Source organism: Roseateles sp. FW305-36 (assembly GCF_058787015.1).
Genome location: NZ_JBYSZK010000003.1, coordinates 170,541 through 195,022, shown reverse-complemented (window position 1 = coordinate 195,022; position 24,482 = coordinate 170,541). Strand labels below are relative to the sequence as shown.

Genomic DNA, 24,482 nt, shown 5'->3' with positions numbered 1-24,482 from the left:
AACCCGGCTCATGGGGTCAGGATGTGCGCTTTAACCGGTATTGCGCAGACCCGCCGCGATGCCGTTGATGGACAGGTGGATGCCACGCTGCACGCGCTCCATGGCCGGGTCGTCGGCCTGGGTGCGGCGGTAGCGGCGCATCAGCTCGACCTGCAGATGGTTGAGCGGGTCGATATAGGGGAAGCGGTGCTCGATGGAGCGCGCCAGCGAGGGGTTGGCCGCCAGGCGCTTGTCGTCGCCGGTGATGAGGCTGAGCGCCGCCTGGGTGCGCTCGAACTCCTCGCGGATGGCCGCGAAGATGCGCTTGCCCAGCTTCTTGTCCTCGACGAGCTCGACGTAGCGCTCGGCAAGGGCCAGGTCGGTCTTGGCCAGCACCATGTCGAGGTTGGACAGCAGGGCACGGAAGAAGGGCCAGCCCTTGAGCATGCGCTTGAGCAGGGCCAGGTTCTTGGCGCGCTGAGCCGGTTCTTCGCCGAGGAAGGCCTCGACGCCCGAACCGAAGCCGCACCAGCCGGGCAGGGCCACGCGGGCCTGGCCCCAGGAGAAGCCCCAGGGGATGGCGCGCAGGTCTTCGATGGCGCGGGTGGCCTTGCGTGAGGCCGGGCGCGAACCGATGTTGAGCTCGGCGATCTCGCGGATGGGCGTGCTGGCGAAGAAGTAGTCGGCAAAGCCCGGCGTGTCGTAGACCAGGCCGCGGTAGGCCGCGAAGCTGGCGTCGGACAGCTGCTGCGCCGCCTGCAGGAAACCCTTGGCGGCACTCTGCGTCGGGTGCAGCAGCGTGGCCTCCAGCGTGGCCGCCACCAGCGTCTCCAGGTTGCGCCGGCCGATCTCGGGGTGGGCGTATTTGGAGGCGATGACTTCGCCCTGCTCGGTCAGGCGGATCTGGCCGTTCACCGTGCCCGGGGGCTGGGCCAGGATGGCCTGGTAGCTCGGGCCGCCGCCACGGCCGACGGTGCCGCCGCGGCCGTGGAAGAGGCGCAGCGTGATGGGGCCGACGCGCTTCAACTCGTCGAACAGCTCGACCAGCGCGATCTCGGCGCGGTAGAGCTCCCAGGACGAGGTGAACATGCCGCCGTCCTTGTTGCTGTCGGAGTAGCCCAGCATGATGTCCTGCTCGCCGCCCGAGCGGTCCACCAAGCCGCGCACGCCGGGCAGGGCGTAGAACTCGCGCATGATGTCCGGAGCGATGCGCAGGTCGCCGATGGTCTCGAACAGCGGCACGACGATGAGGTCGCTGGTGGCATAGCCGTCCAGCGTGCCGCGCAGCAGGCCGGTCTCCTTCAGCAGCAGGGCCACTTCCAGCAGGTCGGACACCGACTCGGTATGGGAAATGATGTAGTGGCGCAGGGCCTCGCGGCCGAAGCGGGCCAGGGCCTCGCGGGCGGCTTCGAAGGTGGCGAGCTCGAACTGGGCCTTGTCGGTGTAACTGGCGCCGATGACGCGCAGCGGGCGGGCGTCGTTCAGCAGCTTGAGCAGCAGGGTGCGCTTGGCGGCTTCGTCCAGCGCTTCGTAGTGTTCCTCGATGCGGGCCACCGCCAGCAGTTCGGCCAGCACGAGCTCGTGCTGGTCGCTGCTCTGGCGCAGGTCCAGCGTGGCGAGGTGGAAGCCGAACACCTGCACGGCGCGCATCAGCGGCGCCAGGCGCGGGGCGATCAGGGCTTCGGCGTGGTGGGTCTTCAGCGAGGCCTCGATGGTGCGCAGGTCGGCCAGCAGTTCCTCGGGCGAGCGGTAGGGGTCCTGCGGCGCGACGGCGTGGCGCAGGGCCTCGGTGCCGGTCAGCGTGTGAAGCGTGGCGGCCAGGCGGGCGTACATGCCGGTCAGCGCACGGCGGTAGGGCTCGTCCATGCGGTGGGCGTTCTGGTCGGGGCTGCGCTCGGCCAGGGCCTGCATGGCGGGCGACACGCCGGTCAGGCGCAGCGAGATGGACAGCTCGGCACCCAGTTCGTGAAGCTCGGTCAGGTAGTGGCGCAGGGCGACTTCACCCTGGCGCTGCATGGCGCGCTTCAGCGTCGCGGCGCCCACGTTCGGGTTGCCGTCGCGGTCGCCGCCGATCCAGTGGCCCATGCGCAAAAAGCTGGGCAGCTGCTCGCCGGGCAGATGCTCTTCGAGCTCGGCATAGAGCTTGGGGATCTGGCGCAGGAAGGTCGACTGGTAGTAGGACAGCGCGTTCTCGATCTCGTCGGCCACCGTCAGCTTGGAGTAGCGCAGCATGCGCGTCTGCCAGAGCTGGGTGATGCGGGCGCGCAGCAGGCTCTCGGTGTCGCGGAGCTCGCGTTCCGTGCCGGCACGGTCACGCGCTTCCAGCAGGCCTGCGACGGCGCGCTCGGCGTCCAGGATGCTCTTGCGCTGCACCTCGGTCGGGTGGGCCGTCAGCACCGGCGAGATGAAGCCGCGCTTGAGTACCTCGGCGATCTCGGTCGGGCGGATGCCGGCCTCGTGCAGATGCTCCAGGCAGTAGGCCAGAGAGCCAGGCTGCAGGCTGCCGGCGCGCTCGTGCACGTCGCGGCGGCGGATGTGGTGGCGGTCCTCGGCGATGTTGGCCAGGTGGGAGAAATAGCTGAAGGCGCGGATGACGCTGACGGCTTGCTCGCCCGACAGGCTCTTGAGCAGCTTGTCGAAGCGCTTGCCGGCCTCCTTGTCGTGCTTGTGGCGGTAGGCCACGGCCAGTTGCCGGATGCGCTCGACCAGCTCATAGGCCTCGCGGCCCTCCTGTTCGCGGATGACGTCGCCGAGGATGCGGCCGAGCAGCCGGATGTCGGCCACCAAGGGTTCGTTCTTGTCGGCTTCGGTGCGGGCAGGGGCGGCTCGTGGAGGCATGGCGGGTCGTCCGAGGAAGGAATTGCTATAGGAGAAGTAACCAAGTTACTTCCCCCTAACTCTAGCAGTTTCTTCCGCGGAACCAACCCCCTCGCAGGCCCTACTGGGCTGGCGTGAAGCCGTCGGACAGCGTGCGCAGGAAGGCGACGACGTCTGCCACGTCCTGGGCATTCAGGGCCGGCGGCTGGCCGGTGCGGCGGAAAGGTGCACCCTGCTGCACATTGGTGCGGTAGAGGGCTGGCAGGTCGTTGTAGACCTGCACCTGGCCGTTGACGGTGGGGTACCAGCGGGCCGGATCGATGTCGCGGGTGGCGTAGAAGCCGACCACGTCTTCGAGCGTCGCGAAGCGGGCGTTGTGGAAGTACGGTCCCGTCAAAGCGACGTTGCGCAGCGTCGGTGTGCGGAACATGCCGCAGAGGTCGCGCCGGCCGGCCAGGTCGCTGCGCTGCGGGCCGCACAGGCCGAGGTCGAAGAAAGTGGGGTCGGCCGTGGCCTGGCTCTGGTTGCGCGGCACGCCGAGGGCGTGATAGCTGAAGTTCGTGAACAGGGCGCGGTTCAAGCCCGGCGCGGGCCGGCTGTCATGGCAGCTGGCGCAATTGCCGCGCTGCGGGTCGTTGAAGAGGTCGAGGCCGCGCTGCTCTTGGGCGGTGAAGGTCGCGCGGCCGTCCTGCACGGCGTCGAACTTGCTCGTGAAGGGATGGAACTTGCCGTCGTCGGCCTGGTAGCGGGCAATGGCCGTGACGGCGGCGTCGACGAGCTGGTCGTCGGTGGCGGCGGCCGGCAGCTTGGCCGCGGCACGCAGGTCGGCTGCATAGGGCAGGGCGCGCAACTTGGCCGCCAGGGCGCCGACATCGGCATTGGCCATTTCATCGGTGTTGAACAGCGGCCCGCGGGCCTGCTCGACGCGGCTGTTGGCACGGCCGTCCCAGAACAGGCCGCCATGCGGGCGGCCCTGGGCGTCGAAGCTGAAAGGCCCGGCCTGGTCGAGATAGCGGGCGCTGGGCGAACTGCGCAGGCCCTGGTGGCTGCCGTCGGCGCCGCCCAAGGGCAGGAAAGTGCCGGCCGCGTCGGCGTGGCCGCGCGCCTCGGCGTGGCAGCTGGCGCAGGCGAGCTTGCCGCTGGCGGACAGGCCGGTCTCCTCGAACAACCGGTCGCCGACCTGGGCCAGCGTCGGCACGGGGGCAGGCGCAGGGACCGGAGCAGGCACAGGGCGCGGCGGGCGCAGCGCAGCGGCATCAGCGCTGGCGTCGTCGGCGGCCGCCGTGGTGGTGGTGCCGCTGCCTCCACCGCAGCCGGCGAGCAGGGAGATCAGCAGTGCGGCGGGCAGCAGCCGGGCAAGGTGAGGGCGAACTGGCATGGCGGTCTCCTGGGTTTGGAATGCCGCCAGCTTCCCGGTCGAGCGTGGGTCCAGCATGGAGAAACTGTGGAGGCCGCCTCCACAGTTGCCCGGCAAGATGCGGGCATGCGTCTCGTCCATCAGCTGTCGTTGCTTTTCATCGCCATCGCGCTGGCGGCCGTTGCGGCCGTGGCCGGCCTGGTCGTCTGGAATCTGCGCGCCGGTTTCTCCGACTATCTGCAGGCCCAGGACGGCGAACACCTGACGCGGCTGATGGAAGCCGCCGAGCGCGACCTCGCCCGGCGCGGTGGCCTGCCGCAGGACCTGAGGCCGGTGCTGCGCGAATGGCTGGACGCGGTGCGCATCTCGACGGCGCGCGGCGCGGTGGGCGAGGGGCCGCCGGGTGAGGGGCCCCCGGGTGGCCTGCCCGACGATCGCCCGCCGCCTGAGCATGCCGGTCCCGACGGCCGGCCGCCTCCGCTGCGCCGCGACGCACCGCCACCGCGGCGCGACCCGTCCAATTTCGGTCCCCGCATCGTCGTGCTGGCGGCGGACGGGGTGACGCCCTTGGCCGGCCGGCGCGAGACCCTGGATCGGCCCGGCCAGACCCGCGCCGTCAAGCTCAATGGCCAGACGCTTGTCCTGCTGCGCCTGGCCGAGCGCGCCGGTCCGGCCGAGGGCGTGGATGCGAGCTTCCTGCGCCGCCAGCACATCGGTCTGGCTGTCGTGGCCGGCGGCGTGCTCGTCATCGCCCTGGTGCTGGCACGGCTGCTGGCGGTGCGCTGGGCACGGCCGCTGGCCGAGGCCCAGGCGGCCGCGCGGCGCATTGCGGCGGGCGAATTCGAGGTCAGGCTGCCGGCGCCGCGCGATGGCGGTGGTGCCAGCGAGATCGCCGGCCTGCATGCCGACATCAACGGCATGGCCGAGGCCCTGCAGCGGCTGGAGACCAGCCGCCAGCGCTGGATCGCCGAGCTCTCCCACGAATTGCGCACGCCGCTGGCGGTGCTGCGCGGCGAAGTCGAGGCCCTGGTGGACGGCATCCGCCCGATGGACCGCGCGGCCCTGGGCTCGCTGCAGGAAGAGATCAAGCGGCTGTCGCGCCTGGTCGAGGACTTCCACCTGCTGGCCACTTCGGAGCTGCGTTCCCTGCCTTGCGAGTTCGAGCCCGTAGCGCCCGCCGCGCTGCTACAGGCGGCCATCGAGCGCATCGCGCCGCGGGCCAAGGCGCGCGGCCTGGTCATCGAGGCGCCGCTGCCCCAGGTGCTGCCCGCCGCGCACTGGGACGCGGTGCGCATCTCCCAGCTGTTGGCCAATCTGCTGGAGAACAGCCTGCGCTACACCGAGGCACCGGGCTTGCTGCAGATTTCGGCACGCTCGCTGGGAGCAGCCCTCGAGATCCGCCTGGAAGACACGCCACCCGGCGTGCCCGACGGCGAACTGGACCGTCTCTTCGATCCCCTCTACCGCGTCGATCCGTCGCGCAGCCGCGCCTTCGGCGGCTCCGGCCTGGGCCTGGCCATCGCCCGTGCCATCGCGCTGGCCCATGGCGGCAAGCTGCGCGCCGAGGCGTCGTCGCTGGGCGGACTGGCCATGGTGCTGACGCTGCCTCTGAACCCAGAAGGGAGGGCTCCATGAGCGACCTGATCCTCATCGTCGAGGACGAGCCCAAGCTCGCCGCCCTGGTGCGCGACTATCTGCAGGCCGCCGGCTACCGCAGCGAATGGCTGGCCGACGGCCGCCTGGCGCTGGAGAGGCTGAAGACCGGACCCATGCCGGCGGCCGTGCTGCTGGACGTGATGCTGCCCGGCCTGGACGGGCTGGAGGTCTGCCGCGCCGTGCGGGCCTTCAGCGACGTGCCCATCCTGATCAACAGTGCCCGTGTCGAGGAACTGGACCGGTTGCTGGGCCTGGAGCTCGGGGCCGACGACTATGTCTGCAAACCCTTCAGTCCGCGGGAGCTGGTGGCCCGCGTGAAGGCCCTGCTGCGTCGCGCCCAGGGGCGGTTGGCGCCGGTGACCCTGGTACCGGCCGGCGGCGGCTTTGCGGTGGACGAGGCGGGGCAGCGCATCGTCTGGCAGGAGCAGGCCCTGGCGCTGACGCCGGTGGAGTTCCGCTTGCTGCGCCAGTTGCTGCAGCACCCGGGCCGGGTTTTCGAGCGGGCCCAGTTGCTGGACCTCATCCACGAGGACTTCCGCGACGTGTCCGACCGCGTCGTCGACAGCCACATCAAGAACATCCGCCGCAAGCTGGCCGCGCTGGAGCCGGGCCAGGAATGGATCGCCTCGGTCTACGGGGTGGGTTATCGACTGGACCTGGCCTGACGGCAGGCCCGTTGCGTCCTAGCCACTCCCGCCTCACCCCCCTAACTCGCGCAGTTTCCCAGCGCCGGGCAGGGGCAGGCGAGCCCCGATTCCGGGTAAACCAGACTGCATGCGGAATTGAATCCGCTTCCAAGTTCAGATATCGTTGACAGCGTTGTCTATTTGAATTGATCCGCAGATCGATGCGGTCTCAGGCTTGAAATCTGAGATCGCTACCAAGGCCTGTCCCGAATGGTTGCGCACCAGCGCACGAGCCGGGGCCCGGACACCCCGGGAAGGGCTGTTTTTGCAGGTGTTGTGGATTGCGCACACGGCGTGATCAACTCGCGTAAACCCCAGCAGTCCTGGGGAGACCAAAACGTACAGTACGCAGGCACCTGCAAGGGGCATCTCTTTTTTTGAGGGGTGCTGGTAACGCTACCAGGTGCAGACATCAGCGGGCCATAAAGTCGTCATCAATCGGCGCTAGAGCCGGCCAAGCAAGTAAGGAGACAAATGAAACACCCTCAGATTTCCAAGACGCGGCGTGAGCCTCAGTTCGCACGGCAACTCAAGCCGGTGGCCTGGGCTTCGTCGATCGCGCTGTTGACCGGTGCGGCGGCCGTCCAGGCCCAGCAAGCCGGCACGACGCCGGAGGCGTCGCAAACCCTCGAGACCGTCGTCGTCACGGGCATTCGCAAGTCCCTTGACAGCGCTGTCAACTTGAAGCGCGAAGCTCGCGGCCTGGTCGACGGCATCGTGGCCGAAGACATCGGCAAGTTCCCCGACACCAACCTGGCCGAATCGATGCAGCGCATCGCCGGCGTGTCCATCGACCGCAACTCCAGCGGCGAAGGCTCCAAGGTGACGGTGCGTGGCGTCGGCCCCGACTTCAACATGGTGCTGCTGAACGGGCGTCAAATGCCGACGTCGGCGTCCGGCGGTTCGCGCGCCTTCGACTTTGCCAATCTGTCCTCCGATGCGGTTTCCGCGCTGGAGGTCTACAAGACAGCCCGCGCCTCGTCGCCGACGGGCGGCATCGGCGCCACCATCAACGTCAAGACCGGTCGCCCGCTGGACGTGCGTGAGCGGATTGCCGGCATCGGCATCAAGGCCAACTACGACGCCTCGGTCACCCGTCTGCCCGACGAGTTGCAAGGCTCCAAGGTCACGCCGGAAGTCTCCGGCATTTACAGCGACACCTTCGCTGACCGGACGATCGGCATCGCGATCAACGGCAGCTACTCCAAGCGCAACTCGGGCTCCAACAACGCCTTCACCGGGAACGGCTGGCAAACACAGCCGATCACGAACGGCGCTGCAGGCACCGCGTATGACGGTGTTCCGGCCAGCAACCTGAAGAACTTCCCCAGCAGCGGCTTCGTCACGCACACGAATGACGTGCGTTATCGGGTGACCGACCTGGAGCGTGAGCGCCTGAACGGTCAGGCCGTCTTGCAGTTCGCCCCCTCGAAGGACTTGAAGTTCACGCTGGACCACACGCTCGCCGTCAACACCGTCAAGTCGCGAGCCGTCGAGAACTCCGCCTGGTTCGGCCCGTCCTTCTCGGGCCCGTTGAACGGCGCGCCACCCACGACGTTCGGCGTGACGGGTCAGGTCTCCGACCCGCTCATCCAGACCGCCACCTGGGACGGCACGCACGACTACGCGATGTATGCCGCCCAGTTCGCGACCAAGACCAAGCTGAACTCCACCGGCGTGAATGCGGCGTGGAAAGTCAGCGAGGCACTGAACCTGGAGTTCGACGCTCACTCGTCGACCTCCAAGACGCGTCCGGACAGCCCCTACGGCAGCAACTCCGTCATCGACCTTGCCCTGTTCAACCAAGGCAACACGACGATGTACTACGACCAGAAGTTCCCGGTCATGAGCTCGCCGGGCCTGGCGTATGACGCCAACAAGACCACCGTCACGGGTTCTCAGTTCCAGAACGACCTGTCCGACCAGAAGGTCCAGCAGGCACAGTTCAACGGAAGCTACCGCCTGGGCACTGATGACAAGCTGCTCGCGGGTCTGGGCTTCACCAAGCTGAACAACCGTACGGCCAGCGTCAACAACTTCCATGGCGACTGGGGCGGCATCGGTCCTCAAGGCTCGTTCAAGAACGTGAACGTGTCGCAGTACGGCCTGTCCAGCTTCTTCGGCCGGATCCCCGGCAGCGGCGACTCGCGCCAGTTCCCGACCTTCTTCGTGCCTGACTTCGACGCACTGCGTGCGCAGGCCGTCAAGAACGCCCAAACCTACCGTCCGACGTCGCTCGGTGCCGGCGCTCCGCTGACCCAGGCACAGGCAGAGGCCTACTTCTCGCCGTTGCCGGACTACTCCGCCGGCACCGATTGGCGTAGCACCGAGAAGTCCACCTCGCTTTACGGCCAGTGGGACCACTCCTTCGACACGGCGATGCCGATGAATCTGTCGCTTGGCCTGCGCTATGAGCGCACCAAGATCGAGTCGTCTTCACAAGTCACCGCCTACTCCGGCACCGATTGGTACGCGGAAAACGAGGTGTCTCTGACCGGCGGCACCAACGCCTTTGGTACCAAGACGGGCAGCTACAAGTACTTCCTGCCGAGCATCGACTGGGATATGGACGTGACGTCCGACCTCAAGGTGCGGGCCAGCTACGGTGTCAACATCGGTCGCCCCAATTTTGGCGACATGCAGGGCGGGGTCAGTCTGAACGCCAACTCGGGCCGCTACAACATCCACGGTAGTGGTTCGACCGGCGACCCGGCGCTGAAGCCGCTGAAGTCCAAGAACCTCGACCTGTCTGCCGAGTACTACTACGCCAAGTCGTCCTATGTGGCAGCTGGCGCCTTCTACAAGAAGGTGACGGACTTCTTCAGCACCAAGGTTGTCCAGGCGACCTTCGCGGGCCTGAACCAGCCCGCCAGCGGCCAGTATTACGACGCCGCCCGGGCGGCGGGCATTGCCGCCGACAAGCCCAAGCTGCTGCGCAACTACATCTTCCAGAACTACGCCGGCAAGCCGGGTGTCACGATCACGGATGCAAGCGATCCGACCTTCCTGAAGGGTGACATCCTGGGATCTGTCCCAGGTGCTCAGGCGCTGGTGTTCGATATCTCGACCCCGTCCAACGGTGCCGGCGACACCATCAAGGGCTTGGAGTTCAACTTCCAGCACATGTTCGGCAACAGTGGCTTCGGCGTTTCGGGCAACTACACCTCCGTCAAGAGTGGCCTGAAGTTCAACAACAACAGCGCCAGCGACAGCCCGCAGGCCGGTTTGGTGGGTATCAGCGATTCCGCCAACCTCGTGGGCTTCTTTGAAAACGAGCAGTGGTCCATTCGCGGCGCCTACAACTGGCGCGGTGAGTTCCTCGCGGCACGTACCAACGGCGGCGCCAACGACCCGGTGTACACCGAGCCTTATGGCCAGGTCGACGCATCGATCGGCTACAAGATCGGCAAGAACCTGACCCTGCAGGCCGACCTGCTGAACTTGAACGATGGCTACATCCGCCAGCACGGCCGCAGCAAGAGTGAAGTCTTGTCCAACGTGCAGACCGGCCGCCGTTACCTGATCGGTGCCCGCTATCGCTTCTGAGCGATCAGCCAGGCTGCCTGAAGCTCCGCCCCGCCGGGCTGGGCTTCAAGGCGGCTGACCCCGGGCCGGACGAGCGTTTGACGCGCGTCCGGCCCGTCCTGTTTTATCGCCGGCGCGCGGCCACAATCAGGTTGCACCGTCCCTGTCGCGAGCCCATCCACACACCATGCCGCAACTGCTCAACAACATCACCCACAAGGACCTGCGCGTCATCACCCGGCGCGGCGCGCAATGGGGCGACGACATCATGTCGGCGCCCGTCACGGTGGACGAGTTCCGCAAGCTCCAGGCGCACTACCCCATCGTCTTCCAGCCTGACGGTCAGGGCGGCTTCGCGCCAGCGGTGCTGTTCGGCCTGCAGGATGGGGAGAACCTGTTTCTGAGCGAACAGGGCTGGGAGGCCGACTATCTGCCGCTCTCCGTGCAGCGCCTCCCGTTCTCCATCGGCATCGCCGACGATGAGCTGCGCATGATGGTCGACATGGACAGCAAGCGCATCAGCCATGGCGCCGAGGGCGAGGCCGTGTTCATGCCGCATGGCGGCACCTCCGACTTCACCGAGAACGCCAACGACGTGCTGCGCACGCTGCACGAGGGGCTGCAGAACACGACGGACTTCATCCAGACGCTGATGAAGTACGACCTGCTGGAATCCTTCGTGCTGGACGTCGAGCGCCCGGACGGCTCGCGCGGCCAGCTGGTGGGCTTCTACATCATCCACGAAGAACGCCTCGCCGCCCTGGACGCGGCGACCGTGGGGCTGCTGCATCAGGCCGACTACCTTCAGCCCGTCTATATGGCGATCGCGTCGCTGTCCAATTTCACGACGCTCATCAAGCGCCACCTCGCCCGCGAGGCCTGAGACCATGCTGGAGGGCAACGACGTGAGTGGCGCCCAGGCCCTGGGGGCGATTCCTGCCGACGTACTCAGTGCCAACCAGCCGGTGCTCCTTCGCGGCCTGGTGGCGCACTGGCCGCTGGTGCAGGCGGCTCGGCGTTCCGACGCGGCGTTCTGCGACTACCTGCGCGGCTTCGGCGCCGAGACGCGCCTGAGCCTGTGGCGCGGCGCGCCGGAGATAGCCGGGCGCTTCTTCTACAACGCCGACTTCAACGGCTTCAACTTCCGCTACGAGACCCACAGCTTCGGCGCCTTGCTGGACGAGTTGCTGGCCGGCACGCCCGACGCCCTCTACCTCGGCTCGACCGACATCGACCGCTGCTTTCCCGGCATGCACCAGCCCAACGACCTGGCCGCTCTCGCCTGTTTCAACCCGCTCGTGAGCCTGTGGCTGGGCAACCGCATGCAGGTCGCTGCGCATTTCGACCTGCCCGACAACATCGCCTGCGTCGTCGCCGGCAGGCGGCGCTTCACGCTGTTCCCGCCCGAGCAGGTGGCCAATCTCTACATCGGCCCCCTCGACCTGACACCGGCCGGCCAGCCCATCAGCCTGGTGGACCATGCGCGGCCGGATCTCGAGCGCTTCCCGCGCTATGCCGAGGCGCTCAAGCACGTGCAGACCTTCGAGCTGCTGCCCGGCGACGCCCTCTTCATCCCCAGCCAGTGGTGGCATGGCGTCGAGTCGCTGGAGCCCATCAGCGCGCTGGTGAATTTCTGGTGGCGCCAGTCGCCGCCCTTCATGGACACGCCGCTCAATACCCTGATGCTGGCGCTGCTGTCGCTGCGCGACCTGCCGCCGGCCCAGCGCGACGCGTGGCGTGCGCTGTTCGACCACTACGTCTTCGACGCCGACGAGCAGACGGCGGCCCACATCCCGCCCGCCGCCCGCGGCGTGCTTGCACCGATGAACGACAGCAGCGCGCGCCAACTGCGTGCCATGCTGCTCAACCGATTGAAACGATGAACGTCAGCTCAACGCCCCAACCCATACGCCGCATCGTCATCGCCGGTGGCGGGACCGCCGGCTGGATGGTGGCCGCGGGCCTGTCCAAATGCCTGGGCAGGCAGGTCGACATCCGCCTCATCGAGTCCGAGGAGATCGGCACCGTCGGCGTCGGCGAAGCCACCATCCCGACACTGCATCTGCTGCACGAGATCCTGGACCTGGACGAACAAGAGTTCATCCGCGCCACCCAGGCCACCTTCAAGCTCGGCATCAGCTTCGAGGGCTGGCGCAATGTCGGCGAGAACTACTTCCACTCCTTCGGCAAGACCGGCCGGGGCCACTGGACGGCCGGCTTCCACCACTTCTGGCTGGAGGGTCGCCAGCGCGGCCTGGCCAGCGACTACGGCGACTACTGCCTGGAACTGCGCGCGGCGATGGAGAACCGCTTCGCCACGCTGCCCGACAACGGCGTCAACTACGCCTATCACTTCGACGCGACGCTGTACGGCCAGTACCTGCGCCGCTTCTCCGAGGCCCTGGGCGTGCAGCGCATCGAAGGCAAGATCGCCCAGGTCCACACCGATGCCGAGAGCGGCTTCATCACCGGCCTGCAGCTCGCCGGCGGCCCGCTCGTCGAAGGCGACTTCTTCATCGACTGCACCGGCATGCGGGCTCTGCTCATCGGCGAGACCCTGGGCGCGCCCTACGAGAGCTGGTCGCACTGGCTGCCCTGCGACAGCGCGCTGGCCGTGCAGACGAGCTCCGTCGGCGAGCCCGTGCCCTACACCCGCTCCATCGCCCACCCCTGGGGCTGGCAGTGGCGCATTCCGCTGCAGCACCGCGTCGGCAACGGCGTCGTGTTCAGCAGCAAGCACGTCAGCGACGACGAGGCCAAGGCCGCGCTGCTGGCCAATGTGCAGGGCGAAGTGCTGCGCGAGCCGCGCGTCATCCGCTTCACGCCGGGCCAGCGCGAGCAGGTCTGGAAGAAGAACTGCGTCGCCATCGGCCTGTCCAGCGGTTTCCTGGAGCCGCTCGAATCCACCAGCATCCACCTCATCCAGAAGGGCCTGACCCGCCTCATCGAACTGTTCCCGACCGACGGCGTGCGCCAGAGCGACATCGACGAATACAACCTGCAGACGCGCGAGGCGATCGAGGTCGTGCGCGACTTCATCATCCTGCACTACCACGTCACGAACCGCGACGACTCGGCCTTCTGGCGCGGCTGCCGCGACATGGACGTGCCGCCGCTGCTCAAGCACCGCATCCAGCACTTCCGCGACACCGCGCGCATCATGCTGCGCCAGGGCGAACTGTTCGCCGAGAACTCCTGGGTGCAGGTCATGATGGGGCAGGGCATCCAGCCCGCCAGCCACCACCCCATCACACGCAATATGGACAACGCCAACCTCGCCGACTTCCTCGGCGGCATCCGGAAGGAGGTGGCGCGCACCCTGATGAAGCTGCCCACGCACCAGCAGTTCATCAACCAGTACTGCCCCGCCTCCCAGCCCGAGGCGGCCAAGGCCAGGCCGGTCCTGGCCGGGCCGGCCCTGCGCATCAACCCCGCGGCGCGCGTCGAGGCGGTGACGCTGGACGGCGGCGCCCAGGTCTGGGTCATCGACGACTTCGTGCAGGACCCGCAAGCCCTGGTCGGCCTGGCGGCCGGCATGGCCGGCCAGTTCCAGGCCATCCCCGGCCATCCCTATCCGGGCCCGCAGCTGGACCTGTGGGACGCCGCCTGCGCCGAACTGGCCGAATTCTTCGATCAGCAGATGCGGGCGCGTCTGGGCGCCGGCGCGCCCTTGGGCATGTACGCCCGCTTCAGCCGCGTCATGCAGGACGCCGCCACGCTGGATGGGCGGCAGCGCATCTGCCATCGCGACGACTCGGGCCTGCTGGCCGGCGAGACGATCGGCGCCTGCGTCCACTATCTGTTCCAGGACGAGGCCCTGGGCGGCACCCTGTTCTTCCGCTCGCTGATGTCCGAGGCCGACACGGCCCGGTTGCGGCATGACGCCAGCACGCTGGACCCCAGCGCCTTCGGCGACAAATACGGCATCCCACCGGGCTATATGACCGAGAGCAACCGCTACTTCGAGCTCATCGGCCGCGTGCCCGCCCGATGGAACCGCGCCATCTTCTACGACGGCGGCATCTTTCACTCCGGCGACGTCGGCCGTGCGCCGCCGGCCGCCTACCGCGAAGGTCCGGGCCGCCTCACCATCAACGCCTTCTTCAAGAGCCGTCGGCCTTGAAGCGCGATTCGCGCAGCACCTCGCAGACCTTGATGTTGTACTCGGCGTAGAAGTTGGCGCGGCCTTGCTTCTTGGCCTGCACATGCAGGACGTTGGTCGACCAGTTGCGCTGGCTGGCCTCATCCACGAACTCGACGATGGTGACCCGCTCGCCGTCGTCGGCCATGAAGACCTTGTGCGAGACGTAGCCCGGCATCGTCTGCGCCAATGCGCTCATCTGCGGCGCCAGGTCGAAATAGTCGGCGTGGGCTTCTTCCTTGAGCCGGGAACGGAACACCGTCACGATCATCGAGTTCTCCTGCGGGACCAGGCCCGCATTCTGAAACGATGTCAGCTGGCCTGGGCGGCGGCAAGTTCCGCGTCCAGGGCCAATGCACGCTTTGCGGCAGGACGCGACCGCAGCCGGGCCGCGTAGGCCTCGATGATCGGCGTGGCCGGCATCATCTGGAAGGCCAGCATGTCGGCCAGGGCGTTGCCCCACAGGAAGTCGGCCACCGTCAGGCGCTCGCCCAGCAGCCAGGGTCCCGTTTCGAGCTGCTTCTGCACGAGGTTCACGACGCTGTCGAAGTCGCCGTAGGGCGACCACGACGGCTGGCAGGGCTCGCGCTTGAGGGCCTTGTCCGTCATCGCCGGCTCGAAGCAGGAGCCGTAGAACACCATCCAGCGCAGGAAGGCGCCGCGCAGCGGGTCGCCGATGGGCGGCACCAGACCCTGCTCCGGGTAGAGCTCGGCCAGGTATTGATAGACGGCGGCCTGCTCGGTGACGAGCGCGCCGTCGTGCAGCAGGGCCGGCACCTTGCCCATCGGATTGACGGCGAGATAGGCCGGCTCGCGCTGCTGCTGCCGGGTGAGGTCGAGCGTGTGCAGCTCATGCTCGGCCTGCAGCTCCTCGATGAGGATGCGCACGCCGGCGGAGCGGCTGTTGGGGGCGTGGAAGAGGGTGACGAAGCGGCTCATGGCGTTTCGGGTGGGATGAAGGAGGCGCCGTTGTAGGCTGGCGCCCCTGCCGCCGTCTTGGAAAAACACGCATGACCGACACCACCCCCTTGCGCACCGTGACCAGCCGGGCCAAGGGCGTCGTCGACCCGGCCATCGCACAACGCACGTTCCGCCTCGCGCGCTACGAGCCCGCGCCCGACCTGGCGCCCTGGCTGGACTACCACTGGATCGTCGAATGGGATCTGCGCGGCCAGCCCGACTTCGTGCAGCGCACCTTGCCCTATCCGGTCGTCAACATCGTCTTCGACGCCGAGCTGACGGCCGTCTTCGGCGTCGTCAGCGGCTCCTATGAGCACCGCCTCACCGGCGCCAACCGTGGCCTGGGCCTGCGCTTTCGCCCGGGCGGCTTTCGCGGCCTGCTCGGCCGGCCGCTGCACACCATCACCGATGTCCACCTGCCGCTGTCGGCCGTGCTGCCCGTGAGCGACGCCGAGGCCGAGCGCGCCGTGCTGAGCCAGCCCGACGACGCCGGCATGATCGCCGCGGCCGAAGCCTTGCTGCGCCCGCTGCTCGGCCCGCCCGATCCCAAGGTGGATAAGCTCAACGCGCTGCTGGCCCAGGCCCAGAACGACCCGACGCTGACGCGCGTGGACGAACTGGCCGAGCGTGCCGGCGTCGGCATGCGCGCTTTGCAGGCCTGGTTCAGCGACTATGTGGGCGTCAGTCCCAAATGGGTCATCCGCCGCTACCGCCTGCACGAGGCGGCCGACCAGCTCGCCAGCGGCGCAGCGCTGGATCTGGCCGATCTGGCCCAGCGCCTGGGCTACTACGACCAGGCGCATCTGACGCGCGACTTCAGCCGCCTGGTGGGACGGCCGCCGCAGGCCTACCGCAACCCGCCTCGATAATCCGCGCATGACCACCTCCATCACCATCGCCACGCGCGAAAGCCGCCTGGCGCTGTGGCAGGCCGAGCATGTGCAGGCCCGCCTGTCCGAAGAACTCGGCATCACCGCCGCGCTGCTCGGCATGACCACCCGCGGCGACCAGATCCTCGACCGCACCCTGTCCAAGATCGGCGGCAAGGGGCTGTTCGTGAAGGAGCTGGAGACGGCCCTCGCCGAAGACCGTGCCCAGCTCGCCGTGCATTCGCTGAAGGACGTGCCGATGGAGCTCCCCGAGGGCTTCACCCTGGCCGCGGTGCTCGAGCGCGAGGACCCGCGCGACGCCTTCGTCTCCAACGACTACGCCTCGCTGGCGGAACTGCCCGAGGGGGCCGTCGTCGGCAGCTCCAGCCTGCGCCGCGTGACCCAGCTGCTCAGCATCCGGCCCGACCTGCGCGTGGAGCCCTTGCGCGGCAACCTCGACACCCGCTTGCGCAGGCTCGACGAGGGCGGCTATCACGCCATCGTGCTGGCCGCCGCCGGCCTCAAGCGCCTGGGCCTGGCCCAGCGCGTGCGCCGGCTGTTCGAGGTCGACGAGATGTTGCCGTGTGCAGGGCAGGGCGCGCTGGGCCTGGAGATCCGCGCCGACGACGCGGCACTGGCCGAAGCGCTGGCCAGGCTCATCCACAAGCCGACCCTGCTGGCCTGCGAGGCCGAGCGCGCCGTGTCGCGAGCCCTGGGCGGCAGTTGCAGCCTGCCGCTGGCGGCCCATGCGCGTTGGCAGGGCAGCATGCTGCGCCTGGACGCGGCCCTGGGCCATGCCGAAGCCCACACCTCGCCGCTGTTGCGCGCCAGTGTCACGGGCGACGTGACCGACGTCGCCTCCGCCCGCGCCCTGGGCCAGCAGGTCGCCGGCCGTATGCGCGAGCTCGGTGCCGGTTCCTACCTGCCTGGATGACGACGTTGATCGTCACGCGCCCCCGGCCGCAGTGCGCGGCCTGGCTGGCGCGCCTGGCCGAGCTGGGTGTCGACGCTGCGGCCCTGCCATTGATCGAGATCCTACCGGCTCGTGATCCGGCGCCGGTCGCCGCCGCCTGGGCTGGCCTGAGCGAGGTGGACCTGGCGGTCTTTGTCAGCCCCAATGCCGTCGAGCAGTTCTTCCAGCATGCCGACCGCCCATGGCCGGCCGGTACGCTGGCAGCGTGCGTCGGCCCGGGCAGCGCCCAGGCCCTGATCGAGCGTGGCGTGCCGGTCGCCCAGGTCGTCCAGCCGGCGGCCGATGCGGCCAGCCTGGACTCCGAACACCTCTGGCAACAACTGTCACCGCGGCGCGATTGGGCCGGTGCCCGCGTGCTGCTGCTGCGCGGCGACGGCGGCCGGGAATGGTTGGCCGAACGCCTGGTGGAGGAGGGCGCCCACGTCGAGGCCGTAACGACCTATCACCGCGCCGGCCCCCGCTTCGACGCCGCCGAGCAGGCCATGCTGGACAGCATCCGCGCAGAGCCCACAGGCTATGTGTGGCTGTTCAGCAGTGCCGAGGCCGTCGGCCATCTGCAGGGCCAGGGTCTGGCCGGCCAGCGCGCCATTGCCACGCATCCCCGCATCGCCGAGGCCGCCCGCGTGGCCGGTTTTGATCCTGTGGTTTTGGCGCGACCGGCCCCTGAAGCGGTGACTCAGGCCCTGAAAGGCCTCTGACAGAATCTGGCGCACTGTGACCGAGCCGATTCCTGCTGTTCCCGCGGCCGAGCCCCTCGCCCCGCCGCCCCCTTCCGCCCCCGCCGTATTGCCGGTCTGGCTGCCCTGGCTGCTGGCCCTGCTGGGCGCCGCCGTCCTGCTCTGCGTGGTGCTGGCCTGGCAGAGCCTGTCGCGCCAGCAGTCGCTGGAGCAGGAACTGGTGCGCCGCCAGGAGGCCAGCCAGGCCCAGGCCACCGAGGCCCGCCTGGCGGCCAAGCAGTCGGCCGAACTGGTGCGTGACACCGCCGCCAAGGTCTCGCTGCTGGACGCCCGCCTGGCCGAAGTGGCCCTGCAGCGCGGCCAGTTGGAGGACTTGATCCAGTCCATGTCGCGCTCGCGTGACGAGAATGTCGTCGGCGACATCGAGGCCGCCATCCGCGTGGCCCTGCAACAGACCCAGATCACCGGCAGCGCCGAGCCCCTGGTGGCCACGCTGAAGCAGGCCGACGAGCGCCTGCTGCGCTACAAGCAGCCGCGCATGGAAGGGGTGCGCCGCGCCGTCGCGCGTGACCTGGATCGCGTCAAGGCGGTCGCCGTCGTCGATGTGTCGACGCTGACCATCAAGCTGGACGAGGTCGTGCGCATGGCCGACGAGCTGCCGCTGGTGTCGGGCAACGAGGCCGCGCCCAAGGTGCGCGACGACCGCAATGGCGAGGCCGCCAAGGAGCGTGAACGCGTCGCCCGCCTGCAGCGCGAGCAGGCCGCCGCGGCTGCCGATGGCAAGCTCGCCCTGTGGTGGTGGCAGGCCAGCCAGCAGCTGTCGAGCTGGACCGGCCTGGTCTGGGGCGAAGCGCGCACGCTGCTGCGCGTCACCCGCATCGACCACCCCGAGTCGGCCCTGATCTCGCCCGACCAGAGTTTTTTCCTGCGCGAGAACCTCAAGCTGCGCCTGCTCAACGCCCGCCTCGCGCTGCTGAGCCGCCAGTTCGACACGGCCCAGTCCGACCTGCGCGACAGCCAGGAGATGCTGAACCGCTACTTCGACACCCGCTCGCGCAAGGTGGCGAGCGTGGCCGAGCTGCTGCGCCAGGTGGCCGGCCAGGCGCGCCAGGTCAGCGTGCCGCGGCCGGACGACACGCTGGCCGCGCTGACCGCCGCCGCGGCCGGCCGGTGAAGGGGCGCTGATCATGCGTCTCGTCATCTGGCTGGTCCTGCTCTTCGTCGTGGCGGTCGTTGCGGCCCTGACCCTGGGTAGCAACGACGGTCTCGCCAGCTTCTACTGGGCGGGCTGGCGCATCGACATCTCGCTGAATCTCTTCCTGCTGCTGCTGGTGGCCAGCTGCTTCGCGCTGGTCACGGCCATTCAGGCCATCGAGGCGCTGACCACCCTGCCCAAGCGCGCGCGTGAATGGCGGCTGGCCCAACGCGAGCGCAGCGCCCAGCTGGCCCTGCGCGAGGCCCTGGTCGAACTCTTCGGCGCCCGCTTCAGCCGTGCGCAGAAGGCGGCGCAGAAGGCGCTCAACATCCAGTCCGCCACGCCCGAACTGGCGGCCGACCAATCCTTCATGGCCCTGGCCCATCTGCTGGCCGCGGCCAGCGCCCACCGCCTGCAGGACCGCCGCCACCGCGATGAGCAACTGGCCCGTGCGTTGGACCTGGCGCATCGCACTGGCGGTGCCCGTGCCCAGGAAGACGGCGCCCGCCTGCTCGCCGCCGAATGGGCCCTGGATGACCGCGATGCCACGCGCGCCCTCAGCGTGCTGGGCGAACTGGCACCGGGCGTGGCGCGCCGCACCCAGGCCCTGCGCCTGCGCCTGCAGGCCTCGCGCCTGGCCCGCCAGCCGCTGGACGCGCTGCGCACGGCCCGGCTGCTCGCCAAGCATCAGGCCTTCTCCAAGGCCGCCGCCCAGAGCCTGCTGCGCTCGCTGGCCTTCGAGGCCCTGGATGGCGCGCGCGACGTCGACCAGTTGCGTTCGGTCTGGCAGCAGCTCGACCCGGCGGACCGCCGGGATCCCCTGGTCGCTGCCCGTGCCGCTCAATGTGCCGGTCAGCTCGGAGCGCCCGACGATGGCCGCGGCTGGCTGCGCCCCTTCTTCGACGATCTGGGTGAATTGCAGTCCGATGACCGCGCCGCCCTCGCCAACGCGCTGGTGCCCGTGCTCGCCGGCTGCGGCCCGGACTGGCTGCAACGCCTCGAATCCGCCCAGTCGCGCTTCCCGCGCGAGCGCGCCCTGGCCTATGCCCTGGGGCATGCGCTGGCCGAGCGCCAGCTCTGGGGCAAGGCGCGGCTGATGCTTGAAGCGGCCGCCGACGACGTGACGATGTCCGGCCCGGCGCGCCGCCGCAGCTGGTTGGCCCTGGCGGCGCTGGCCGAACAGGAGGGTGACGACGGCCGCCGCGCTCGCTGCTTCGAAGCCGCCGCGCGCCTGCCCTGAGAGGGCCTGGCGAAACTTTTTCGAAAAAACTGTCGAAGTCTTGTCGAGGGTCCAAAAATCTGGCTATACTGTGAGGCTTCAGCGGCTGTAGCTCAGTTGGATAGAGTACTTGGCTACGAACCAAGGGGTCGTGGGTTCGAATCCTGCCAGCCGCACCAATAATAAGAAGACGAATCAACGGGTTAGCACCGCAAGGCGCTAACCCGTTTTCCTTTTCCGGCCTCTGATTGCGCGGGCTGCAGCACCAGCCACGCCGTTCAGTCCCCCGCGACCGACACGCCGACTGCGCTCGATGGTTGCTCTAGCAACCTGCTTCCCCTTTCGACGCCGCCTCCGGGTAGACCCGCTGTCGAGGGCCCTTACATCAGACGGGTTACTTCATCTCGAAGTCTCGGGCAAGTGCTTGATTTCACGAATCAATCGCCGTGCGGCGCATTTTTTGCTACGGATGGTGAATCGGAAGCTTGCTTTCGACGTTACGCAGAGCGTGTCGCGCTGCGCGGGCACGCATGCACTCCAGCCAAACTCCTCTTGGGAAAGGTCGATCATGTCGTCTCGAACAACAAGATGTCTTGCCAGCAGTTGGGCCGCGGCCGCCTTGTTCGCCACCGGAGCGGCGCACGCCGATCTGGTGACCAACGGCGGCTTCGAAACGGGGGACTTCTCCGGTTGGACGGCAGTGACGGATCCGCAGTGGGACGGAGTCGGCGATGCCACCGTGCTGACCGTGCAGGCGGGCCTTCAATCCGCCTACTTCGGCGGTTCCAGCAGTTCCATCAGCCAAGCGCTGTCGACCGTCGCGGGCTCCAACTACAAGCTGTCGTTCTGGCTGGCGGCGGAAGCTGATATCGCCGGCAATTCCGATTCGCCGAACGCCTTCAGCGTGGACGTCGGCTCCGGTGCCCTGATGAGCCTGACCGACGTGTCGGCCTTCGGCTATGCCCTGTACGAGTTCACCTTCATTGCGGCGGCTGCGTCGACCAATCTGACCTTCAATTTCAGCCAGGTTCCTGCCTACTGGGACCTGGATTCGGTCGCCGTCACCCTGCCCGAGCCGGGCAGCATCGCCTTGCTGGCTGCGGCGGGCCTGGCTGGCCTGGTCGCCGGACGGCGCCGCATTCAGGCTGACACCAGCGCCTGAAGAGTTTGAGGACGGATGCCGGGCCCAGCGCCCGGCTTTGCTTTTGGTGCTGTTGCTCCCACCAGGCGAGTCGCAGCAGGCTGCAGCGCCACGCTGCTCGGTGATATGGAAGCCCGTGGGGCATCCCACGGCCAACAGGAGCGAGAAATGTCTAGAAGCGTTATTCGCAGGTCGGCCATCAGCGCCGCCGTTGCCATCCTGGGTTCCACGTTCGGCGCCCAGGCCATGGCCCAGGACAGTTTTCAAGCGGTGGGGGGCGATGCCACCATCGACCCGGCCTTTGTGGCGCGTCTCAACGAGACGCGCATGACCCACGTGATGGTCATCCTCTCCGGCGACTCCGTCGTCAGGATGGAACGCAAGCTCGGCCGGCGCATGGAGCGAAGCGAGCGTGAATCCGTCGCCGCCGCGCGCCGGGCCGATCAGGACAGCGTCGGGCCGCACATCGAGCGCCTGGGCGGCAAGGTGACGGCCCGCCTGCAGCACGCCCTCAACGGCATCAAGGTCCAGATTCCGGCGAACCGCATCGCCGCGTTGAAGCGGCTGCCGGGCGTCGCGGACGTCAAGGTGGTCGGCACCTATGTGCGGCTGAACACCAACGAAGTGCAGCTCAGCGGCGGGCCCGCTGCCTGGGCATCGACCTTGGGCAACTTCCAGGGCCAGGGCGTGAAGATCGCCATCCTCGACACCGGCGTCGACTACACCCATGCGACCTTCGGCGGCCCGGGCACCGTAGCGGCCTACAACACGGCCCGCGCGACAGCCACGGCGGCGCCGGACCCGTCCCTCGTCGGCCCCGCGGCGCCCAAGGTCAAGGGCGGCTGGGACTTCGTTGGCGACGCCTACACCGGCAGCAACGCGCCGCAGCCCGATCCCAACCCCCTGGACTGCCGCTCCAACGAAGGCAACACGGTGGGCCACGGCAGCCACGTGGCCGGCACGGCCACGGGCTTCGGCGTGCTGGCCAACGGCCAGACCTACCACGGCGCCTACAACGCTACGACCTACGCCTCGAACAGCTTCCTCATCGGCCCCGGCATGGCGCCCAAGGCCGACCTGTACTTTGCCCGCGTGTTCGGCTGCAACGGCAGCACCAACGTGGTGGCCGAGGCCATCGACTGGGCGGTGGCCCAGGGCGTGGACGTGATCAGCATGTCGCTGGGCTCCGACTTCGGCAACGCCGGCAATGGCGACTCCGGCAGCCTGGCTGAGGCTCAGGCCGTGGCCGATGCGACCGCTGCGGGTATCGTGGTCGTCGCGGCCTCCGGCAACTCCGGGCCCGTCCCCTACATCACGAGCGCGCCTGCTGTCTACAACGGCGCCATCTCGGTGGCGGCAACGGATGCGCTGCCCGGCGTCCCGACGGCGCAACTGGCCCTCAGCGGCGGCACCAATATTTCGGTGATCAACGCCAATGCTGGTACCTACGTCAGCGGCGCGAACTACCCGGTGCGCGTGCTGCGCAACCCTGACGGCACGGTCTCGCTGGGCTGCAACCCCGACGAGTACGACCCGGCCAAGACGGGCGTCAGCCTGGCGGGCAAGATGGTCGTCACCTTGCGGGGCACCTGCGCGCGCGTCTACCGCGCTGGCGCCGCCCAGCATTTCGGCGCCGCGGCTGCCGCGATGATCAACAGTGCGGCAGGTCTGCCGCCCTATGAAGGCCCAATCCCTGGCGGCGCGGCCGACCCCGGCTCGGGCAACGTCTACGAGCCCGTGACCATCCCGTTCTTCGGCATCGCGCAGGCCGATGCGGCCAAGGTCTCCGGCCCCACGGGTGGCCCCGCCGTCGCGTCCGCGACCGCGACGAACACGGGCGTCAACCCGAACGCCGGCTTCGAGAGGATCGCCAGCTTCTCGTCGCAAGGACCTCGCATCGGCGACAGCGAACTGCGCCCCAGCGTGACCGCCCCCGGCGTCTCGGTGGTGTCGGTGGCCTCCGGCACCGGCAACGGCTTCCAGATCCTGTCCGGCACCTCGATGGCGACGCCCCTGGTCGCCGGCGTGGCCGCGCTGACCAAGCAGGCCCACCCGGGCTGGTCGCAGCCCGACCTCCGCGCCGCTGTCGTGCAAACGGCGGCGCCAGCCCTGATGCAGGATCTGTTGCAGCGCAACGAGGGCGGCGGCCTGGCGCAGGCGCAAGCCGCGACCTCGACCCAGGCCGTCGTGCGCATGCCCAACGAGAGCGTCGGCTTCGGCTTTGCCGACCTGCTGGCCGACTTCAGCGTCACGAAGAACGTCACCGTGCACAACGCGGCGACCAAGGCGGTGCAGTTCAACATCACGTCGGTCAAGTCCTCGGGCCCGGCCGGCGCCGTGCTCACCGCGCCGGCATCGGTCATCGTCAACGCCAACAGCGATGCCATCGTCCCGGTTCGCCTGGACGTGCCGGCCAATTCCATGGGCGGCGGCACCAGCTTCCAGGACGTGAGCGGCTATCTGCAACTGACGCCTGCCAACGCTCGCATGAACGGCAACGTCAAGTTGTCGGTGCCGTTCTACATGGTGGGTCACAGCCGGTCGAACATGGACGTCACGATGTCGGCCAGCACCCTGGACTTCACCAATGCCGGCGGCCAGATCTCGGGCTTTCCGGTCGTCTACACGCTGGGCCAGTACCAGCCGACGCCTCAGGGCGTCCAGCAGAACGATGTGCGGGCCGTGGGGGTGCGGGCATCGGGCACCAACCTCATCTTCGGCATCAACACGCACAACCGCACGTCGACGACTCTGGCCCGCCAGGAGGTCGACATCTGCATCGACACCAGTGGCGGCGCAGGCTTCACGCCGAACAAGATCCTGATCGGCATCCAGGCCAACCTGCTCAGCTCGACCCTCTCCAAGGGAACGTATGCGACGGCGGTCTTCCCCACCGATGCCAACTGCAACATCAACGGCGGGGGCACCCTCCTGTTCACGGTGACGCAGCCGACGGACAACTCGACGTTCCAGATTCCCGTGACGCGCGCCGCCCTGGGCCTGACGGCGGCCCAGCCGCGCATCAAGTACCGGGCCTTCTATTTCGGTACCGATGGCAGCGGCGCGGCGATGCCTGGCACGGGCAGCTACAACGCGTTCACCCCGGCCTTCTCGAACGGCGGGTCGCCGATCGTGAGTCCGAATGGCGCGGGCTCGATGGGCTACTCCATCAACGCCTCCGAGCTGGCCCTCACGCCGGCGCTCGGCGTCATGGTCCACATGCCGGACAACGTCTCCGGCGCGGCCCAGGCCAAGTTGCTGCCCTTGAACTGAGCACGGGCTGAGCG

General features: G+C 68.5%; 18 protein-coding genes and 1 tRNA gene. 14 read left to right on the top strand and 5 right to left on the bottom strand.

All coding sequences use genetic code 11. The annotated features are described in order from the left end of the window. Positions 1–30: 30 nt before the first annotated feature. Both ppc and AC3WOE_RS07600 read right to left on the bottom strand, forming a co-directional pair. Positions 31–2,817: a phosphoenolpyruvate carboxylase gene (gene ppc, locus AC3WOE_RS07605; protein ID WP_492689434.1), complete on the bottom strand. Its 2,787-nt coding sequence runs from the start codon at positions 2,815–2,817 to the stop codon at positions 31–33. Positions 2,818–2,917: 100 nt separating this feature from the next. Beyond that, positions 2,918–4,174 (bottom strand): cytochrome-c peroxidase, encoded by a 1,257-nt coding sequence (locus AC3WOE_RS07600; protein WP_492689433.1) that lies wholly within the window; start codon positions 4,172–4,174, stop codon positions 2,918–2,920. Positions 4,175–4,279: 105 nt separating this feature from the next. Between AC3WOE_RS07600 and AC3WOE_RS07595 the strand changes: the two genes are divergently transcribed. The 6 genes from AC3WOE_RS07595 (at position 4,280) to AC3WOE_RS07570 (ending at position 14,143) form a co-directional block, all read left to right on the top strand. Beyond that, positions 4,280–5,788 carry an ATP-binding protein gene (locus AC3WOE_RS07595; RefSeq protein ID WP_492689432.1) on the top strand — a complete coding sequence of 503 codons (1,509 nt, stop codon included), beginning with the start codon at positions 4,280–4,282 and terminating at the stop codon, positions 5,786–5,788. Positions 5,789–5,793: 5 nt separating this feature from the next. Continuing rightward, on the top strand, positions 5,794–6,474 hold the full coding sequence (locus AC3WOE_RS07590; RefSeq protein ID WP_492689737.1) for a response regulator: 681 nt from the start codon (positions 5,794–5,796) through the stop codon (positions 6,472–6,474). Between the two features lie 495 nt (positions 6,475–6,969). Further along, positions 6,970–10,041, top strand: a complete 3,072-nt coding sequence (locus AC3WOE_RS07585; protein WP_492689431.1) for a TonB-dependent receptor — start codon at positions 6,970–6,972, stop codon at positions 10,039–10,041. A 166-nt stretch (positions 10,042–10,207) separates the two neighbouring features. After that, positions 10,208–10,903: a SapC family protein gene (locus tag AC3WOE_RS07580; RefSeq protein WP_492689430.1), complete on the top strand. Its 696-nt coding sequence runs from the start codon at positions 10,208–10,210 to the stop codon at positions 10,901–10,903. 4 nt (positions 10,904–10,907) lie between these two features. Then, a complete protein-coding gene (locus tag AC3WOE_RS07575) occupies positions 10,908–11,903 on the top strand; it encodes a cupin-like domain-containing protein (RefSeq protein ID WP_492689429.1) in 996 nt (331 codons plus the stop codon). Continuing rightward, a complete protein-coding gene (locus AC3WOE_RS07570; protein WP_492689428.1) occupies positions 11,900–14,143 on the top strand; it encodes a DUF6445 family protein in 2,244 nt (747 codons plus the stop codon). Before AC3WOE_RS07575 ends, AC3WOE_RS07570 begins: the two co-directional genes overlap by 4 nt. On the opposite strand, the gene AC3WOE_RS07565 is transcribed toward AC3WOE_RS07570, so the two are convergent. After that, positions 14,124–14,432 (bottom strand): antibiotic biosynthesis monooxygenase family protein, encoded by a 309-nt coding sequence (locus AC3WOE_RS07565; protein ID WP_492689427.1) that lies wholly within the window; start codon positions 14,430–14,432, stop codon positions 14,124–14,126. The genes AC3WOE_RS07570 and AC3WOE_RS07565 overlap by 20 nt on opposite strands. A gap of 41 nt (positions 14,433–14,473) precedes the next feature. After that, the gene (locus AC3WOE_RS07560) at positions 14,474–15,100 is read right to left on the bottom strand and encodes a glutathione S-transferase family protein (protein WP_492689426.1); all 627 of its coding nucleotides are present in this window, start codon (positions 15,098–15,100) and stop codon (positions 14,474–14,476) included. Positions 15,101–15,171: 71 nt separating this feature from the next. Between AC3WOE_RS07560 and AC3WOE_RS07555 the strand changes: the two genes are divergently transcribed. The 6 genes from AC3WOE_RS07555 to AC3WOE_RS07530 all read left to right on the top strand — a co-directional run bounded on the left by AC3WOE_RS07555 (position 15,172) and on the right by AC3WOE_RS07530 (position 20,233). Continuing rightward, the gene (locus tag AC3WOE_RS07555; RefSeq protein ID WP_492689425.1) at positions 15,172–15,990 is read left to right on the top strand and encodes an AraC family transcriptional regulator; all 819 of its coding nucleotides are present in this window, start codon (positions 15,172–15,174) and stop codon (positions 15,988–15,990) included. Between the two features lie 7 nt (positions 15,991–15,997). After that, positions 15,998–16,924, top strand: a complete 927-nt coding sequence (hemC, locus tag AC3WOE_RS07550; protein WP_492689424.1) for a hydroxymethylbilane synthase — start codon at positions 15,998–16,000, stop codon at positions 16,922–16,924. Further along, positions 16,921–17,661 (top strand): uroporphyrinogen-III synthase, encoded by a 741-nt coding sequence (locus tag AC3WOE_RS07545; protein ID WP_492689423.1) that lies wholly within the window; start codon positions 16,921–16,923, stop codon positions 17,659–17,661. The genes hemC and AC3WOE_RS07545 overlap by 4 nt, the downstream gene beginning before the upstream one ends. Positions 17,662–17,677: 16 nt before the next feature. Then, positions 17,678–18,814 (top strand): uroporphyrinogen-III C-methyltransferase, encoded by a 1,137-nt coding sequence (locus AC3WOE_RS07540; RefSeq protein ID WP_492689422.1) that lies wholly within the window; start codon positions 17,678–17,680, stop codon positions 18,812–18,814. 13 nt (positions 18,815–18,827) lie between these two features. Then, positions 18,828–20,075 carry a heme biosynthesis HemY N-terminal domain-containing protein gene (locus tag AC3WOE_RS07535; RefSeq protein WP_492689421.1) on the top strand — a complete coding sequence of 416 codons (1,248 nt, stop codon included), beginning with the start codon at positions 18,828–18,830 and terminating at the stop codon, positions 20,073–20,075. 81 nt (positions 20,076–20,156) lie between these two features. Continuing rightward, a tRNA-Arg gene (locus AC3WOE_RS07530) sits at positions 20,157–20,233 on the top strand. Between the two features lie 220 nt (positions 20,234–20,453). Here AC3WOE_RS07530 and AC3WOE_RS07525 read toward each other — a convergent pair. Further along, positions 20,454–20,624, bottom strand: a complete 171-nt coding sequence (locus tag AC3WOE_RS07525) for a hypothetical protein (protein ID WP_492689420.1) — start codon at positions 20,622–20,624, stop codon at positions 20,454–20,456. A gap of 49 nt (positions 20,625–20,673) precedes the next feature. Between AC3WOE_RS07525 and AC3WOE_RS07520 the strand changes: the two genes are divergently transcribed. Beyond that, positions 20,674–21,216, top strand: coding sequence for a DUF642 domain-containing protein (locus AC3WOE_RS07520; RefSeq protein WP_492689419.1), 543 nt, complete (start codon positions 20,674–20,676; stop codon positions 21,214–21,216). Between the two features lie 147 nt (positions 21,217–21,363). After that, entirely contained in the window at positions 21,364–24,468 is a 3,105-nt protein-coding gene (locus AC3WOE_RS07515) for a S8 family peptidase (RefSeq protein ID WP_492689418.1), read from the top strand. Positions 24,469–24,482 lie beyond the last annotated feature (14 nt).